General features: G+C 43.2%; 10 protein-coding genes. 9 read left to right on the top strand and 1 reads right to left on the bottom strand.

What is annotated here, in order from left to right; all coding sequences use genetic code 11:
* Positions 1-60 precede the first annotated feature (60 nt).
* From BMW86_RS22220 to BMW86_RS22245, 6 genes are all read left to right on the top strand, one after another.
* Positions 61-660 (top strand): DNA-3-methyladenine glycosylase, encoded by a 600-nt coding sequence (locus tag BMW86_RS22220; RefSeq protein WP_089784141.1) that lies wholly within the window; start codon positions 61-63, stop codon positions 658-660.
* Between the two features lie 16 nt (positions 661-676).
* Positions 677-1,867 (top strand): DNA recombination protein RmuC, encoded by a 1,191-nt coding sequence (locus tag BMW86_RS22225; protein WP_177189358.1) that lies wholly within the window; start codon positions 677-679, stop codon positions 1,865-1,867.
* Positions 1,868-1,989: 122 nt separating this feature from the next.
* A complete protein-coding gene (locus BMW86_RS22230) occupies positions 1,990-2,859 on the top strand; it encodes a helix-turn-helix domain-containing protein (RefSeq protein ID WP_089784143.1) in 870 nt (289 codons plus the stop codon).
* 53 nt (positions 2,860-2,912) lie between these two features.
* Complete coding sequence (locus BMW86_RS22235) at positions 2,913-3,212, top strand: DUF3817 domain-containing protein (RefSeq protein WP_089784144.1); 300 nt, start codon at positions 2,913-2,915, stop codon at positions 3,210-3,212.
* A gap of 13 nt (positions 3,213-3,225) precedes the next feature.
* Positions 3,226-3,930, top strand: coding sequence for a dipeptidase PepE (gene pepE, locus BMW86_RS22240; protein ID WP_089784145.1), 705 nt, complete (start codon positions 3,226-3,228; stop codon positions 3,928-3,930).
* Positions 3,931-4,163: 233 nt separating this feature from the next.
* Positions 4,164-4,658: a hypothetical protein gene (locus BMW86_RS22245; RefSeq protein ID WP_089784146.1), complete on the top strand. Its 495-nt coding sequence runs from the start codon at positions 4,164-4,166 to the stop codon at positions 4,656-4,658.
* An 86-nt stretch (positions 4,659-4,744) separates the two neighbouring features.
* Here the strand turns inward: BMW86_RS22245 and BMW86_RS22250 are convergent, their stop codons facing one another.
* Positions 4,745-6,103, bottom strand: a complete 1,359-nt coding sequence (locus tag BMW86_RS22250) for an alpha-L-fucosidase (RefSeq protein ID WP_089784147.1) — start codon at positions 6,101-6,103, stop codon at positions 4,745-4,747.
* 159 nt (positions 6,104-6,262) lie between these two features.
* Between BMW86_RS22250 and BMW86_RS22255 the strand changes: the two genes are divergently transcribed.
* From BMW86_RS22255 to BMW86_RS22265, 3 genes are all read left to right on the top strand, one after another.
* Complete coding sequence (locus BMW86_RS22255; protein WP_089784148.1) at positions 6,263-6,685, top strand: OsmC family protein; 423 nt, start codon at positions 6,263-6,265, stop codon at positions 6,683-6,685.
* A gap of 327 nt (positions 6,686-7,012) precedes the next feature.
* On the top strand, positions 7,013-7,498 hold the full coding sequence (tnpA, locus tag BMW86_RS22260) for an IS200/IS605 family transposase (protein WP_089784149.1): 486 nt from the start codon (positions 7,013-7,015) through the stop codon (positions 7,496-7,498).
* Between the two features lie 702 nt (positions 7,499-8,200).
* Positions 8,201-16,717 (top strand): glycoside hydrolase family 94 protein, encoded by an 8,517-nt coding sequence (locus BMW86_RS22265; protein ID WP_089784150.1) that lies wholly within the window; start codon positions 8,201-8,203, stop codon positions 16,715-16,717.
* The last annotated feature ends 6 nt before the right edge of the window (positions 16,718-16,723 follow it).

Genomic DNA, 16,723 nt, shown 5'->3' on the forward strand with positions numbered 1-16,723 from the left:
CAGATTCCCCATAGCACAAAATGCTTATAAAAAGCGTTATTTTGCCGATTGCTATATATTATGGTAAAACTGGAACAGGAATTCTACAACCGGGCAGATGTTTTAAAGATTGCCCGGGAATTATTAGGAAAAGTCCTCATTACAAAATTTGATGGTATAGTTACTTCCGGCCGTATTGTGGAAGTGGAAGCTTATGCCGGTGTGAAAGATAAAGCCTCACATGCTTATGGGGGGCGTCATACTAACAGGACCAGCGTCATGTATTATCCCGGGGGCACTGTTTATGTATATCTTTGTTATGGCATTCATCACCTGTTTAATATTGTTACCAACATAAAGGATGTTCCTCATGCTATACTGGTGCGTGGAGTAGAACCGATGGAAGGGATTCCAGCCATGCTGCAACGTACGGGTAAAAAGAAGCTGGATTATACACTGACAAGAGGTCCGGGTAATGTATCCAAAGCATTGGGCATTGGCACTAAACATACCGGTGGAAGTCTGTTACAGGATGAGATCATTATCGCCTCAGATGGCTTTGTACCCAAAAAAGAAGATATTGCTGCCACACCCCGGATAGGTGTTGATTATGCAGGAGAAGATGCACTGCTGCCTTACCGTTTTATTATCAAAGGGAATAAGTACGTCAGCGGTAAATAACCAAAAACACATTATCATGGTAAATATCATCCTCATTATGCTGCTTGCTTTCATAGCAGGCGTTATCCTCGCTTTTGTATTAATGCGACAGAAACTACAGGTATTAACATCTGAAAATATTCAGTTAAAAGTACAGCTGGATTATAAAAACGATCAACTTAATCAGATAGAGAATATCGGTAATAAATTCGAGAATCAGTTTAAGGTATTGGCCAGCCAGATCCTGGAAGAAAAAAAGAACGCTTTCAATAAGGATCAGGAAAGCTCTTTAAAAGCGATTTTAGACCCTTTAAAGGAGAATATCTCCTCTTTTAAGCAGGAGTTCAGCGCGAAGCTGAAAACAGAGTCAGATGACCGTATTTCGTTAAGAGAGCAGGTGGTGCATATGATGACCCTGAACCAGACGCTTTCCGAACAGGCGAATAACCTTACCCAGGCTTTCCGGGGTTCTGTGAAACACCAGGGTAACTGGGGGGAGATGATCCTGGAAAGCATCCTGGAATATACCGGTATGCAAAAGGATATCCATTACTTCGTGCAGAAGCGCAGTATCAATGATGACGGGGATAGCATACAGCCGGATGTGCTGGTGAAATATCCGGACAGCCGTACTATCGTGATCGACTCTAAAGTATCTCTCATTCATTATGAGAACTTCTATAAGTCTACTGACCCGGTTTTGCAGCAACAGCAGCTGGCTTTGCTGGTGCGTTCTATCAAGGCGCATATAGACGGGTTAAGCGGGAAGTCTTACCAGGATGTTACGAACAGTCTTGATTTTGTGATGATGTTTATCCCGGTGGAAGCGGCATATATCACGGCTATGCAAACGGACCCTACTTTATGGCAGTATGCATATAAGAAAAGGATTATCCTTATCAGTCCTACCAATATCATTACCGCTATGAAACTGGTGAATGATATGTGGCAGAAGGACAGTATAGACAGGAATGCCAAAGCCATTGCGGAAAGGGCCGGGAAATTGTATGATAAGCTGGCTTCTTTTGTAGAGGAATTTGAAAAAATAGGGATTCATTTAGAGAGGGCTGCAGGAGCTTTTCAGGATTCTAAAAAGAAAATGACGGATGGAAAAGGGAATCTTGTAAGTCAGGCCCACCGGATGAAACAGATGAAAATCAATTCCAAAAAAGCCTTACCTTCTGTAATTATAGAGGAAGCTTTGATGGAAGATGAGGATGAGGAGTAAAATATTTATTGAGTTGATTCGTCCTGATCAGGGTAGAGATTCGCTCATCCTTCGTTCATCCTTCGTTCGCGAACGAAGGATGAACGAAGGATGAGCCTTATCCGACTAGTAATCAACCGAATATGAAAGAGATAAAAGTATACAATCCTGCTACTTTTACGACCAGGTTCATGAAGCCTGAACTAAAAAGCATTTTAAAGCCCGAAAAGGGGAAGTTTTTTGTTGTAAGGGTAGAAGATATATATCAGCTGATAACCGGATCAATACCGGCCTCCAGGTCCACCACGCATAGCTGTCTTTTCCTCACAGAAGGAGAGGCGAGGATGAAAGTCGGGGGGCAGTCGTACACCATCCATAAAGGAGAAATGTTATTTGTTCCTGCCGGGCAGGTTTTCTCTTTCGAGGAAGGGGATGTGAACAAAGGGTTTTTCTGTAATTTTCATAGTGATACCCTGGCCGGTTGGTTTAATAAATTCGAGTTTTTAAAGGTATGGGGAAACCCGATGATCCGGTTAAATGAGCAGACGGCTCAATTTGTACTGCACCTCTTTCAGCGACTGTTATTTGACTATACGCTGCATGGATTAAAGAACCCGGATATTATACAATTGTATTTAGTGACCCTGTTATCAGAAGCAAAGCAGGCTTACCAGCCTTTATCAGATCATAATAATCTCATGAGCCGGTTTAAGGAACTGATCTTTTCAAAGATCAAAAGTGTGCACCAGGTATCAGATTATGCTTCCCTTTTGAACATCACCCCTAATCATCTGAATAAAACTGTTAAAACTCTTACGGGTAAATCTCCTACCAAGTGGATTGATGAGGCTATTGTACTGGAAGCGAAGGTGCTGCTGGTGCAAAGTGAGCTTACTATCAGTGAGGTAGCCAATGAAGTGGGGTTTGAAGACCCTTCTTATTTCTCCCGCCTGTTTAAAAAGTATGAAGGTGTTACGCCGTCGGATTTCAGGAAAATGATTGAAAAGTCCTGAAACAGGCGTTTTTTGTCCTAACAGGCAGGTGGTTTAGCGCCGAACTTTGCGACATGATTAAAACAAAGATCGGAAGACTGCGCCTGATCGCTTTCTTCGAAGGACTTTCCCTGCTGATACTAACTGGTATAGCGATGCCGCTTAAATACATTTACCATGATCCTTCACTGGTGAAAACAATGGGGTCTATACATGGCTTATTGTTTGTACTTTTTGTGTTTAATACGTTGAGTGTAGGTGTGGAATATAAGTGGAAATTCAGTACAACTACCTGGAAGGTATTACTGGCCTGTATCATTCCTTTTGGCACATTTTATATCGACAAAACTATCTTATCTAAGATAAAAAGCTAATTTTGCATTCATTATGAAGAATGTCGTTTTAGCTAGTACATCTACCTTACACGGGCAAACTTACCTGGAATACTTATTACCGGTAATTAAAGAGTTATTCAGTGGGATAGAAGAGGTGATCTTTATCCCGTATGCAAGACCGGGTGGGATTTCCCATGATGAATATACCGGTCGTGTTACTACTGCGTTTGCTGCCATTAACCTGCGTGTCCGCGGTCTGCATACTTTCGAAAACCCGGTTGAAGCAGTGCAGAAGGGGCAGGCGTTTTTTACCGGTGGAGGGAATACTTTCCTGCTGGTACAACAGTTGCATGCACTGCATGTAATGGAAACGCTGAAAGCGGCTGTGGAAGATGGTAAACCTTATCTGGGCTGTAGTGCCGGGAGTAATATCGGGGGTGTGAATATGCAGACTACGAATGATATGCCGATTGTATATCCTGCCAGTTTTCAGACGATGGGACTGATCCCTTTTAATTTAAATCCTCATTATATGGACCCTATTCCGGGTGTGCTGCATATGGGTGAATCCAGGGAGACGAGGATTCGTGAATTTCAGGTACAGCAGCCGTTACCGGTTGTTGGTTTGAGAGAAGGGAGTTGGATAAGAGTGAAAGGGGAAACTATTACTTTGGAAGGATCGGAGCCGGCGAAGATATTTGAGGCGGGGAAGGATGCGTATGAATTGAGTGTAGGGAAAGAGATTATATTTGAATAGAGAATGTATCCAAAATATTAAGAGATACTATGCATAACGGGCATGCTGTTTATAGGTATTGACTATTTCCCGGATATTCGTATATTTGATTTATTCACTTTAATACAGTTCGTTAATCACATGACTGACCCTCTCAAAACCTCTAGTATGTAAATGTTTTGCTTTGTTAACTTGGTATATAGCCGCGGTATACCTCTCATATATCTTCATTACCCTCAAACCCTTTTATCATTATGAAAAATTTAAGTATCCTTTTGCTGGTATTAGCCCTGCCCTTTATGTCTTTTAATGGTATCGACAAGCGAGCAGCTAAGCCGCCTGTAAAAGCAAAAGCCAAAAAAGTAAGCTCCAGATCAGGTCAGGACAATATAGTGATAGTAAATAATACTCCATATGCAGTAAATGTGGATATTCAAATATCGCTGGGGCTTGGTACTCCTGTGGATCATCAATATACGCTGGTAGCACCTGCCAATTCATCTGTGAGTACGCCCACCTTTGACGGTACCTGCACTTACATTGACGGTAATAATACCACTTATATGCTCGTAGAGTGGACGTCAACTGGTCCTGCGGCTGCCACTAGTTACCAGCTTTATTTCCCCGATGGATCAACATACGGCTGCAAGCGCCGGACTACCCGTGATGGCGGCATTGGCACCTATCTTCAATATGGTTGTGGTACACAAACTTTTTTCCTGTATAACACCACAAACTGCTCATTATAAAGCAGTATAAAACAGACTCTTATTTTTTCGCGGCATGTAATAAAAAGAGGGTGTCTCAATTACTTTTGAGGCGCCCTCTTTTTAATTTATTTCAGTACTACTTCAATCACTGGAATGGTATACGGTGGTTGCTTCTCTGGCAATGTTAACACCATGTCTGTTCCTTTTATTACTCTCTTAATTTCTGAATTATCATGCAGGAACTGTGTATACTTTGCCAGTCCTCCATACCCTTTTAGCGTAATACTACCTGAAGGATATTTCATCAGATGTATATACAGGCGTTTGGTAACGGGGTTATATGTCAGCATAGTATTTTCCGGTGCCTCAAAGGTAGCGGGAGCTTCTTTACAACCATATATGGCGCGTTCATTTACATGCATCCATTGGGCTATACTATCCAGGGCGCGTTCTGCACGATAATCAAAAGTACCGCGGGCAGTGGGGCCTACGTTTAAAATCAGATTACCGCTTTTACTTACGGAAGTGATGAGTAATGTTAATAATTCCTGATTGGTTTTCCAGCTGTTTTCATCACGGTTATATCCCCATGAGCCAGAGAATGTCTGACAGGTTTCGAAGGGCATACCATTGTATAATGATTTCAGTTCGGAAGGTTTCACCTGTTCCGGTGTGGCGAAATCGGCGCCATCTTCGTATTCGTCCAGGTCCAGGCGGTTATCGACGATAATACCTGGTTGCAGTTTACGAATGAGTTTAAGCAGTTCAACAGAGCCCCAGTCTTCCTTTCCTTTTCCGGGATGAGATCCGGGGTAGGAGAAGTCGAGCCACATAATATCTATCTTACCATATTTGGTAAGTAGTTCTGTGATCTGGTTGTGAAGATAAGTACGGTATTTAGCGATATCCCGGCCTTTATTCAAACGGGCGTAGATGGTATCGTTGCCTTTATCATCTGTAGGGGGGCGCTGGGGATGGAGTTCATCGATAGGGAAATCAGGATGATGCCAGTCGAGTAATGAGTAATAGAACCCTACTTTGATACCTTCTGCTCTGAAAGCCTCTACAAACTCCTTCACGATATCCCTTTTAAAAGGAGTGTTGGTAGATTTGTAGTCAGTGAATTTAGAGTCGAACAGACAAAAGCCTTCGTGATGTTTGGTAGTAAGTACAGCGTACTTCATACCGGCCGCTTTAGCACGTTTAGCCCATTCCTTTGGATTGTAAAGATCTGGGTTGAAGAGGTCAAAGTAAGGCTGGTATTGCTCATCTGTCAGGCTTTCCCATTTTCTTACCCATTCATGCCTGGCGGGCATGGCATATAGGCCAAAATGGATAAACATACCGAACCTGTCGTGTGTCCACCAGGACATACGTTGTTGTTTCTGTGCGGGAGTTTCATTCCCGATCTTTTTCTTTTGTTGCGCCTCGGTGGCGGATGTACAGCAGAGTACAAGCAATAAAATGGTTAATAATCTTTTCATGAGACCTGTTTAATGTAAGAACTACACCTTTTTTCATAAAATGGGTGAATGTAAAATATAAAAAATCCTTTCATTATATGTACAAATCATCGATTTTAACCTGGGTTAAAGTTTATATCAACTATTAGCCTGAGATTTGTGGTATAAAAAACAAACAAAATGAAAAGAACATCAAACGCACATTGGAACGGTAATTTAAAAGAAGGTAAAGGTGAAATTTCCACACAGAGTACCGTGTTGAACAACACTCAATATTCATTTAATACCCGTTTTGCTGACGGCGTAGGTACTAACCCGGAAGAACTGATTGCTGCTGGTCATGCAGGATGTTTCACGATGGCGGTATCAGCTATCTTATCCCAACAGGGTATAACTGCTGGTGATCTGGATACAAAAGCGGTGATAGAACTGGACCCTGTTGCTCAGAAAATAACAGGCATTGCACTTGAATTAAAAGCTACTGCTATTGATGGCGTATCAGAAGAACAATTTAAAACATTTGCACAGCTGGCAAAAGAAAATTGCCCTATTTCCAAGTTGCTTACCGGCGCACCGATTTCGTTGAATGTGATTTACGGATAAATAATTGATGATGTTAGAAGCTCCTGATTAAGCTGTTTTGGCTTGATCAGGAGTTTTTTGTTTATGGAAGAATGGAAATACTTTATTAAATTTAGCTTGTTTAAGTGTTTGTTAATCAATTTCCTTAAAAACTGGATCCGTTAGCCGTAACAGGGTTGTGGCAAATTGCTACAAACATGTGGCTCCTAACGGAGTTTTGTTCGCATCTCCTAATATATTTTACAACAAAACATAATAGGCTCCGTTAGGAGCCTCGTGTTTGTAGAAATACGATAATAACAAATTTGACTCCGTTAGGAGTCTCCTGGTTCCAGTAAATCGTCTATTATGCCTAATACATATTCTCAAATTTATTTACAATTTGTTTTCGCGACAAAAGGCCGTCAAAATTTGATTAAGACAGAATATAAGGATGAATTACATAAATACATAACCTCGCTGGCTGAAAAAAGAATGGCAAAAGTATTGGCAATTTATTGTATGCCTGATCATTTACATCTTTTCGTAGGATTTAAGCCTACAATCTCAATTGCTGACTTTGTGAAAGAAATTAAAGTAAAAAGCAACAATTTCATTAATGAGAAGAAATGGGTAAAGGGTAGATTCTGTTGGCAGGAAGGTTATGGTGTATTCTCATATTCTCATTCACAGATAGATGCTGTTGTGAAATATGTATTAAATCAGGAAGAACATCATAAGAGAAAGACTTTCCGTGAGGAATATTGCGAGTTTCTTGAAAAATTTTCAGTATCATTTGATAATAGATTTTTATTTGATTTTATTGAAGATAAAGTGGAATTAGGGGACTCCTAACGGAGTCTTGTGTGGTTTATAGAACTTTTTCTACAAACACGGGGCTCCTAACGGAGCCTATTATGTTTTATTGACAAACATTATTACAACAAACTATTTAGCTCCGTTATGAGTTCTTCATTAAACTGATTTGGCTTGGTCAGGAATTTTTGTTTGTGGATGTTTTCTAATCAAACCCTATAGAATTTTTACAGTAATTTATTCAATTGGAAGGCGAATTAAATTCACCTAATGTAATTGCGCAGCAACCTGCTGCGCAATTATTATTATTTGATAATCATGCTATTGTAATTACGCAACAACCTGTTGCGTAATTAGAAAAGTCAATTTATCACTGATATAGTTATTCCATAAATTTCATATCTATTTGTTTTTAAAATCCGCCTTTTCTTCCATATAAAAAGCCGGAATAGGATTATTCCGGCCATTACTTTAACCTACAACTGTTACACTGTTAGTAACAATAAATTTAATCTTATCTGTCTGTCGATTTAATACAAAATTAGATGTTGAGAGAGAGTATTACAATTGCTATATAGCATAATGTATTGTACAAATTATGGGTTATTAGCCCGGAAAGGTCTATCTTCACCACAACTGATGTTAGTCTGAGATCCTTTTACTTCTTATTCCTTCTCAGCATTATTACAACCCCTATGTCTCTGCGCTTTTAGTAGATGCTTTTCAATTAAGACTGTTAATATGAAGGTAACAACCAGTACGGTGTTTGATATTTTGTCGCGGTTGCGTGTGTATTTCCAGGTAGATACTAATGTACGGAATTATGGTATAGAAGAACCTTTCCGCTCAGAACTCTACAGCTCGGATCAAATGAACCGGCACGGACATGTAGTTGCCCGTTCACATAAACTGATGAAGAAAAATGCTTCTGATCAGTTGCTGAAAAGACTGGATGATAATGACGTGGTACTGCTGGAAGTACGGGACCTGCTGGTGGAAAGCATTCGTACCGGCAAAACTATTACTCCTGCTGCTGAATGGCTGCTGGATAATTTTTACCTGATAGAAGAACAGGTCGTTATTGCAAAGAAACATTTACCTAAAGGATATAGTGAAGGACTCCCTTACCTGGCAGAAGGCCTTTCTGCCGGTACTCCCCGCGTATATGATATCGTGCTGGAAATTATCGCACACAGCGATGGGAGAGTGGATGTGAAAAGTCTTAGCGGCTTCATCGTTTCTTATCAGAGTTTTACTATACTAGAACTGGGTGAGCTATGGGCCATTCCTATTATGCTTCGCCTCGCTGTCATTGAAAATTTAAGAAGAGTATCCGGGAAGATCGCCCTGGATATGATAGACAGAAACCTCGCTGATTACTGGGCTGACAGAATGACGACTACCGTCTCTGAAGAACCCGGTAACCTTATTCTCACTATCGCCGATATGGTGAGATCAAAACCTGTGCTGACCGGCCCGTTTGTGGCCGCTTTTACCCGTAATTTACAGGGGAAAGGCCCTGCACTGGCATTGCCCCTTAACTGGATGGAACAGCAGTTGTCCGGTATGGGGATTAACAGCAATGACATGGTACGGCAGGAGAACCAGAAACAGGCTGCTGATCAGGTATCTGTGAGTAACAGCATAGGTACTTTACGCTTCATTGGTGCCACCGACTGGCGGGAGTTTGTAGAAGATCTCAGCAGTGTGGAGCATGTATTGCGTCAGGATACAACGTATCCGCTGATGGATTTTGCTACCAGAGACAGATACAGGCACGTAGTGGAAGGTATTTCCAAAGCATCATCCCTGTCGGAAACAGAAGTAGCACAGAAAGCACTGGCACTTGCGGAGGGAAAATCAGCAACTCCTCTTGCAGAAAAATCAGAAAGACAAAATCATGTTGGATATTATTTAGTTGATAAGGGATTAAAAATAACTGAGGAGGCGGCAGGCATGCGCCATAGCCTTAAACAAAACATTTTCCGGTTTACCCGGCAAATGCCTGTGTTCCTTTATCTGTCTTCCATCGCCGCTATCACATTTATACTCGCCGGTGCTATGTGGTGGCTGGCTTATCAGCATGGCACCCAGAACCCCTGGATATTATCCTTGTTAGGAATTATCGCCGTGTCCGGTGCATCGCAGTTGGCCGTGTCTTTGGTTAACTGGTTCTGCACTATATGGGTAAGGCCCACTCTGCTGCCAAGAATGGACTTCTCCGAAGGCATTCCGGAAACATGCAGGTCGCTGGTCATCGTTCCTACCATGTTATCAGGCAAGGATGACATCGATGACCTGGTAGAAGCCCTGGAAATACGTTTCCTGGCTAACAGGGAAGCTAACCTGCATTTTGGCCTGCTCACCGATTTTATGGATGCTTATGATGCTGTAATGCCTAAAGATGAGGAATTACTGGAACATGCAGCCAGCAGGATCGCCGCATTAAATCAGAAATATAAACAACCCAATATCTTCTTCCTCTTTCACCGCCCCAGAGTCTGGAATAAGAGTGAAAGAAAATGGATGGGCTATGAAAGGAAAAGAGGAAAACTGTCCGCACTGAATGCTTTCCTGCGGGGAAAAGGACAAGACGAATTTTCTTTAATTACAGGAGATACTACTTTACTCAGCCAGGTGAAGTATGTTATCACTTTGGATTCTGATACACAGTTACCACGTGAAGCCGCCTGGAAGTTCATCGCAACCATGGCGCATCCGTTGAATCAGGCTATTTATAACAAACGGCTGCATCGCGTTACAGAGGGATATGGCATCTTACAGCCCCGCGTAGATTCCGGTATTCCCAAACAGGCTACTTCACTGTATCTGCGTATGCAGGGCAATGTATCAGGTATCGACCCTTATACTAAAGTATCTTCCGATGTATACCAGGATATTTTTCATGAAGGTTCTTTCATAGGTAAAGGAATTTATGATGTAGATATCTTCGAAAAAGCACTCAGTAACGTATTCCCGGAGAACCGCATCCTGAGCCATGATCTGCTGGAAGGCTGTTATACCCGCTCTGGCTTACTCAGCGATGTATTGTTATATGAGGAGAACCCGGCGCAATACGCATCAGATATAAAACGTCATCACCGCTGGATAAGAGGTGACTGGCAAATTGGTGCCTGGATGATGCCTTTCGTCACCAACGTCAAAGGACGACTGGTTAAAAACAGACTCTCCGGTTTATCACGCTGGAAAATATTTGATAACCTCCGCCGTAGCCTGATACCACTTTCTTTATTATTGCTGTTATTAACAGGATGGACAGCACTGCCTTACCCCTGGTTCTGGACATCAGTCGTAACCGTGATCATCTTATTACCGGTAATCATAGCGGCAGGATGGCAACTGATTCACAAACCACTGGATCTTGCCCTTAAAGCACATTTACTGGAAGTAGCCATCTCCGTTAGAGATGTACTGCTCCGTTTTATATTCGGCCTGGCAGTACTCCCTTACGAAGCATTTAAAAACATGGATGCTGTTATCCGCACTAACTGGCGGATGATCATCTCTCACAGGAAACTGCTGGAATGGACACCTTCCGCTACCTCCGCCAGAAACACGCGCTATGATGTATGGTCTGTGTATAGGGCCATGTGGATAACACCGTTTCTGTCATTAGGCTGCGGATGTTTGTTTCTGTACATCAATCATGAAGCATTTTTTGTAGCATACCCTATACTAACGTTATGGTTATTCGCTCCTGCATTGGCATGGAGATTAAGCAAAGCAGAGGAAGAGGAAACAAACGGACTGGATGAAAAGCAATCTTTATTCCTGCACAGAACAGCCCGTAAAACATGGGCTTTCTTTGAACAATTCGTGAATGCAGAAGAGAACTGGCTGCCACCGGATAACTTCCAGGAACAGCCTGTAGCAATCATCGCACACCGTACTTCTCCCACTAATATGGGGATGGCTTTACTGGCTAATCTGACCGCTTACGACTTTGGATATATAGGCGGAGAAGAACTGACCACAAGAACCGCCAATACCCTGGAAGCCATGGGTAAACTGGAACGTTACCGGGGACATTTTTATAACTGGTACGATACTTTATCCATGCAGCCGCTGCATCCAAGATATGTATCTACAGTAGACAGTGGTAACCTGGTCGGACATTTATTTACATTAAGACAGGGGTTGCTGGCCCTGCCGGAACAGCCGCTGTTTCATCCCAATACTTATCAGGGATTGATGACTACCAGTTTAATTATCCGTGAAACTCATGAGGATGCAATAATAAAAAAGATCCTTACTTTAATAATAGCTGGAAATGCTGATCTGGATGAACTGTTAGCATTAGCGACACAACATGAAAACGGTGATCAGTTATCTTCTCAGATAAAGAGAATAAAAGATGATCTGGACCAGTTATTACCTTCCCCTGTTCCTGAAAAGTATGCAAGGTTTGTAATGACATCCTTACAGGATATCAAAGATTTTAATCCCATCACTTACCTGCAGGAGGAAAATACAGCAGAAGAAATTGTATGGTTAACGGCCATGCAAAACGCGAATAACATCGCTACAGAAAGAATAGCACTCTTAGAGACATTAGCGGAACAATGCGAACAGCTCTGTGATATAGAATACGGATTCCTGTTCGATAAATCTACCAGTTTATTAAGAATAGGGTATAACGTAGAAGAACAAAGGAAAGATGATAGTTATTATGATCTGCTGGCCTCCGAAGCAAGGCTGGGGATTTTTGTGGCTATCGCCCAGGGCAAACTGCCCCAGGAAAGCTGGTTCGCATTAGGCAGACTATTAACCAATTCAGGTGGAGACCCTATCTTACTCTCCTGGAGTGGCTCTATGTTTGAATACCTGATGCCGCAGCTGGTAATGCCCGCCTATGAAAATACCTTACTCTACCAGACCAATAAAGCAACCGTAAAACGGCAGATAGAATATGCCGGTCAGCGTGGTATTCCCTGGGGTATTTCAGAATCGGGATACAATATGGTGGATGCCAGTATGAACTATCAGTACCGTGCATTTGGAGTTCCTGGATTAGGGCTCAAACGTGGGCTGGAAGAAGATCTTGTTATTGCACCTTATGCATCTATGCTGGCATTAATGGTATTGCCTGCTAGGGCTTGTACTAACCTGCAATTGTTATCTGATGAAGGGTTTGAAGGAAAGTATGGTTTTTATGAAGCTATAGATTATACCAGCAGCCGTTTACCAAGAGGTAAAACAAACAGTATCGTTTACTCTTTCATGGTACATCACCAGGGGATGGGATTTTTATCACTTGCATACGTGCTGCTGAACAAACCCATGCAGCAACGCTTCGCCGCAGAACTCAGGTTCCAGGCTACGCTGTTGTTACTGCAGGAACGTATCCCGAGAGCAACACTCTTCTACTCACATACAGCCGATATAATAGAAACACATAGTGCTATCACGGATATCCCTGTACGGAAAAGTATCACGGCCAATACTGCCTTGCCGGAGATTCAGCTGTTAAGTAATGGGCGTTACCAGGTGATGATCACCAATTCAGGTGGTGGATATAGTCGCTGGAAAGATATTGCTGTTACCCGCTGGCGGGAAGACGTTACCAAAGATGACCGTGGAGTGTTCTGTTATATTAAGGATGTGCAAAGTGGCCGGTTCTGGTCTAATACCTATCAGCCTACCTTACATCCACCAAAAGGATATGAAGCCGTATTCTCACAGGGACATGTAGAGTTCCGCCGCCAGGATTTTGGTATAGATACCCGTACGGAAATAGTGATCTCTCCCGAAGATGATGCAGAAATGAGACGTATCCGTATCACCAACAGGAGCCAGGCTGTAAAGGTATTAGAGATCACCAGTTATGCAGAAGTAGTGATGGCCAGTCAGGCTTCCGATGAAGCACACCCTGCCTTCAGTAATCTTTTTGTACAAACGGAAATCATCCCGGAAAATAAAGCTATTTTCTGTACCCGCCGTCCCCGGTCTGAAGGTGAAATACCACCCTGGATGTTCCACCTCATGAGCGTGCATGGTGTTACCGCGGAAATGGTTTCTTATGAAACGGACCGTTTACAGTTTATTGGCAGAGGCAGAACGTTAGTACATCCCCAGTCTATGGACAGTGAACAGCTCTCCGGCAACCAGGGCGCTGTGCTTGATCCTATCATGTCTATCCGTTACCGCATTACCTTAAAGCCTAATCAAACGGCTACAATAGATCTTATTTACGGTATCAGTGAAACAAGGGAAGCCTGTGAAGTCCTCATGCATAAATATGAGGACCAATACCTGAAGAAACGTGCATTCGATCTCTCCTGGACGCATAGCCAGGTATTGCTAAGACAAATAAACGCAACAGAAGCAGACGCACAGCTATACGACAGGCTGGCTGCTGCTATTATCTATACCAATCCTGATCTGCGTGCAGACCCTGCTGTTATACTCAATAACCTGCGCGGACAATCAGGTTTATGGAGCCACTCTGTTTCCGGAGATCTGCCTATCGTATTGTTACATATCTACGATCAGGAAAGCATGGAACTGGTAAAACAGATGGTACAGGCACATGCTTACTGGCGATTGAAAGGGCTGGCAGTAGATCTCATCATCTGGAATGAAGATCATGGCACTTACCGGCAGCTATTGCAGGACGAGATACAGGGCCTTGTAGCTGCGGAAACAGGCGGTAATCCCGGTTATAATAAACCCGGAGCAGTCTTCGTAAAGTCTACTGACCAATTATCTACTGAAGACAGGATCCTGTTTGAAAGTGTGGCCCGTGTTATCATCTACGATAATAAAGGCACCTTATCAGAACAGGTAAACAGGCATTATACAGAGAAAGTATTACCACCGGCATTAGAGCCTAAACCAGTAGTTGCAAAAGACCTGCTGCCATCTTCTATTTTAACTTTACCAACCGATCTTTTATTCTTTAACGGTACCGGTGGGTTCACACCGGATGGTAAAGAATACAAAATCATTACAGATAAAAAACAAACGACACCGGCACCCTGGGTCAACGTTATTGCTAATCCCAACTTCGGTACTGTCATCTCTGAAAGTGGTTCTGCCTATACTTGGGCGGTGAATGCACATGAATACCGTCTTACGCCCTGGAGTAATGATCCGGTAAGTGATATAGGCGGAGAGGCATTTTACCTGCGTGATGAGGAAACGGGAGCATTCTGGTCGCCCGCACCTTTCCCTACCAGGTGGAACACACCTTACATTATTACACACGGGTTTGGCTATACTACTTTTGAACACCAGGAACAGGGCATCTCTTCAGAGATGAGTGTATTTGTAGATAAAGCATTACCGGTAAAGTTCATCGTGATAAAAGTAAAGAACAACTCGGGCAGGGAGCGTAAATTTTCTGCTACCGGTTTCATGGAAATGATACTGGGAGATGTTCGTGCAAAAACAAACATGCACATTACTTCGGAACTGGATGAAGAAACAGATGCGTTATTAATGAGGAATAAGTATAACACGGCCTTTGCAGAACGTGTTACTTTCTTCAAAGTAAATGGCGCCAGCCAGCAGAGTTTCTCTGCCGATCGTTCCGCCTTCATAGGCAGGAACAGAAACCTGGAAGATCCGCAGGCATTACACCGTAAAAGACTGTCGGGCCGCAGTGGGGCTGGTATGGACCCATGTGCTGCATTACAGGTGAAATTTGACCTGCTGGATGGCGAAGAGAAGGAGATTATCTTCCAGCTGGGCAGTGAAGAAAATACGCATGCAGCAAAAGCGCTGATAAAAAGGTTTACGGACAGGGATATTGTGATGGCTGCCTTGCATGAAGTAAAAGCATACTGGAAAGATGTAACAGAGGCTGTGCAGGTAAACACACCTGATGTTTCGCTGAATATATTAGCCAATGGCTGGCTTACTTACCAGACGATGGCCTGCCGTGTATTTGCCCGTAGCGGATTTTATCAGTCGGGCGGTGCCTTCGGCTTCCGCGATCAGTTACAGGATGTGCTGGCGTTATTACCTGCCCGTCCGGAACTGGCGAAACAACAGATACTATTAAGTGCGTCGCGTCAGTTTGTGGAAGGAGATGTGCAGCATTGGTGGCATCCGCCTGAAGGGCGTGGTGTGCGTACACATTGCTCTGATGACCTGTTATGGTTGCCTTTCGTTGTATCAAGATATCTTACTGCTACCGGTGAGAAAGACATCCTGGACATCCCTGTAGGATTCCTGGAATGCCGTCTGCTGCATCCTGAAGAGGATTCATTATATGATCTGCCTGTGAGTGGTAATCTCAGTGCTTCACTGTATGAACACTGCGTACGTACCATTAAACAGAGCCTGCATTACGGAGCGCATGGTTTACCGCTGATCGGTTCGGGCGACTGGAACGATGGGATGGACCAGGTGGGCCACAAGGGCAGGGGAGAGAGTGTCTGGCTCGCATTCTTCCTGTACGATGTGTTGCAGCGCTTTATGATAGTGGCTGAGGATTATGGAGACACAGAATTTGCCGCCAGTTGTAAAAGAGAAGCAGAAAAACTGCAGTTGAATATAGAAATCTCCGGATGGGATGGGGAATGGTACCTGCGTGCGTTTTTTGATGATGGCTCTCCATTGGGTTCAAAAGAAAATAACGAATGCCGTATAGATGCCATTGCACAAAGCTGGTCTGTATTATCAGGAGCAGGTGATCCTAAACGGACAGGCATCGCTATGGCTTCTTTAAATAAACACCTGGTAAGAAGGGACCTGAAGCTGATACAGCTGCTGAACCCTCCGTTCAATAATAATGGCCCTAATCCGGGTTATATCAAAGGTTATGTGCCTGGTGTAAGGGAAAATGGCGGACAGTATTCCCATGCGGCCATCTGGACGCTGATGGCCTTTGCTGCCTTGGGAGACCGTGAAAAGGTGTGGGAACTGTTTGATATGATCCGCCCTTCCAGTCATTCCGATACGCAGGTCTACAAAGTAGAACCTTATGTAATGGCCGCGGATATTTACGCCAATGAATCGCATAAAGGTCGTGGTGGCTGGACATGGTACACCGGTTCTTCCGGATGGATGTACCAGTTCATTTTAGGTTCTTTGTTAGGCATGGAATTAAGGGGCGATCATCTGCATTTCAAACCTTGTTTTCCGCTGGAATGGCCATCTGTATCAATCACATATAAGTATGGTACTTCCACTTATAAAATCACGGTATTTCAGAAAGAAGGCGGAACAGACAGCGTGGCGTTGATCGATGACGGACTGGAGCATATTGTTAATGTATATGTAACTTTTTAGTTTTGC

The organism is Chitinophaga sp. YR573 (assembly GCF_900110995.1).
Classification (GTDB): Bacteria; Bacteroidota; Bacteroidia; order Chitinophagales; family Chitinophagaceae; genus Chitinophaga.

What these genes read in the sequence shown, in the direction of transcription:
- BMW86_RS22220 (WP_089784141.1), top strand. Translation starts at nt 61, where the DNA reads ATGGTAAAACTGGAACAGGAATTCTACAACCGGGCAGATGTTTTAAAG.
- BMW86_RS22225 (WP_177189358.1), top strand. Translation starts at nt 677, where the DNA reads ATGGTAAATATCATCCTCATTATGCTGCTTGCTTTCATAGCAGGCGTT.
- BMW86_RS22230 (WP_089784143.1), top strand. Translation starts at nt 1,990, where the DNA reads ATGAAAGAGATAAAAGTATACAATCCTGCTACTTTTACGACCAGGTTC.
- BMW86_RS22235 (WP_089784144.1), top strand. Translation starts at nt 2,913, where the DNA reads ATGATTAAAACAAAGATCGGAAGACTGCGCCTGATCGCTTTCTTCGAA.
- pepE (WP_089784145.1), top strand. Translation starts at nt 3,226, where the DNA reads ATGAAGAATGTCGTTTTAGCTAGTACATCTACCTTACACGGGCAAACT.
- BMW86_RS22245 (WP_089784146.1), top strand. Translation starts at nt 4,164, where the DNA reads ATGAAAAATTTAAGTATCCTTTTGCTGGTATTAGCCCTGCCCTTTATG.
- BMW86_RS22250 (WP_089784147.1), bottom strand. Translation starts at nt 6,103, where the DNA reads ATGAAAAGATTATTAACCATTTTATTGCTTGTACTCTGCTGTACATCC.
- BMW86_RS22255 (WP_089784148.1), top strand. Translation starts at nt 6,263, where the DNA reads ATGAAAAGAACATCAAACGCACATTGGAACGGTAATTTAAAAGAAGGT.
- tnpA (WP_089784149.1), top strand. Translation starts at nt 7,013, where the DNA reads ATGCCTAATACATATTCTCAAATTTATTTACAATTTGTTTTCGCGACA.
- BMW86_RS22265 (WP_089784150.1), top strand. Translation starts at nt 8,201, where the DNA reads ATGAAGGTAACAACCAGTACGGTGTTTGATATTTTGTCGCGGTTGCGT.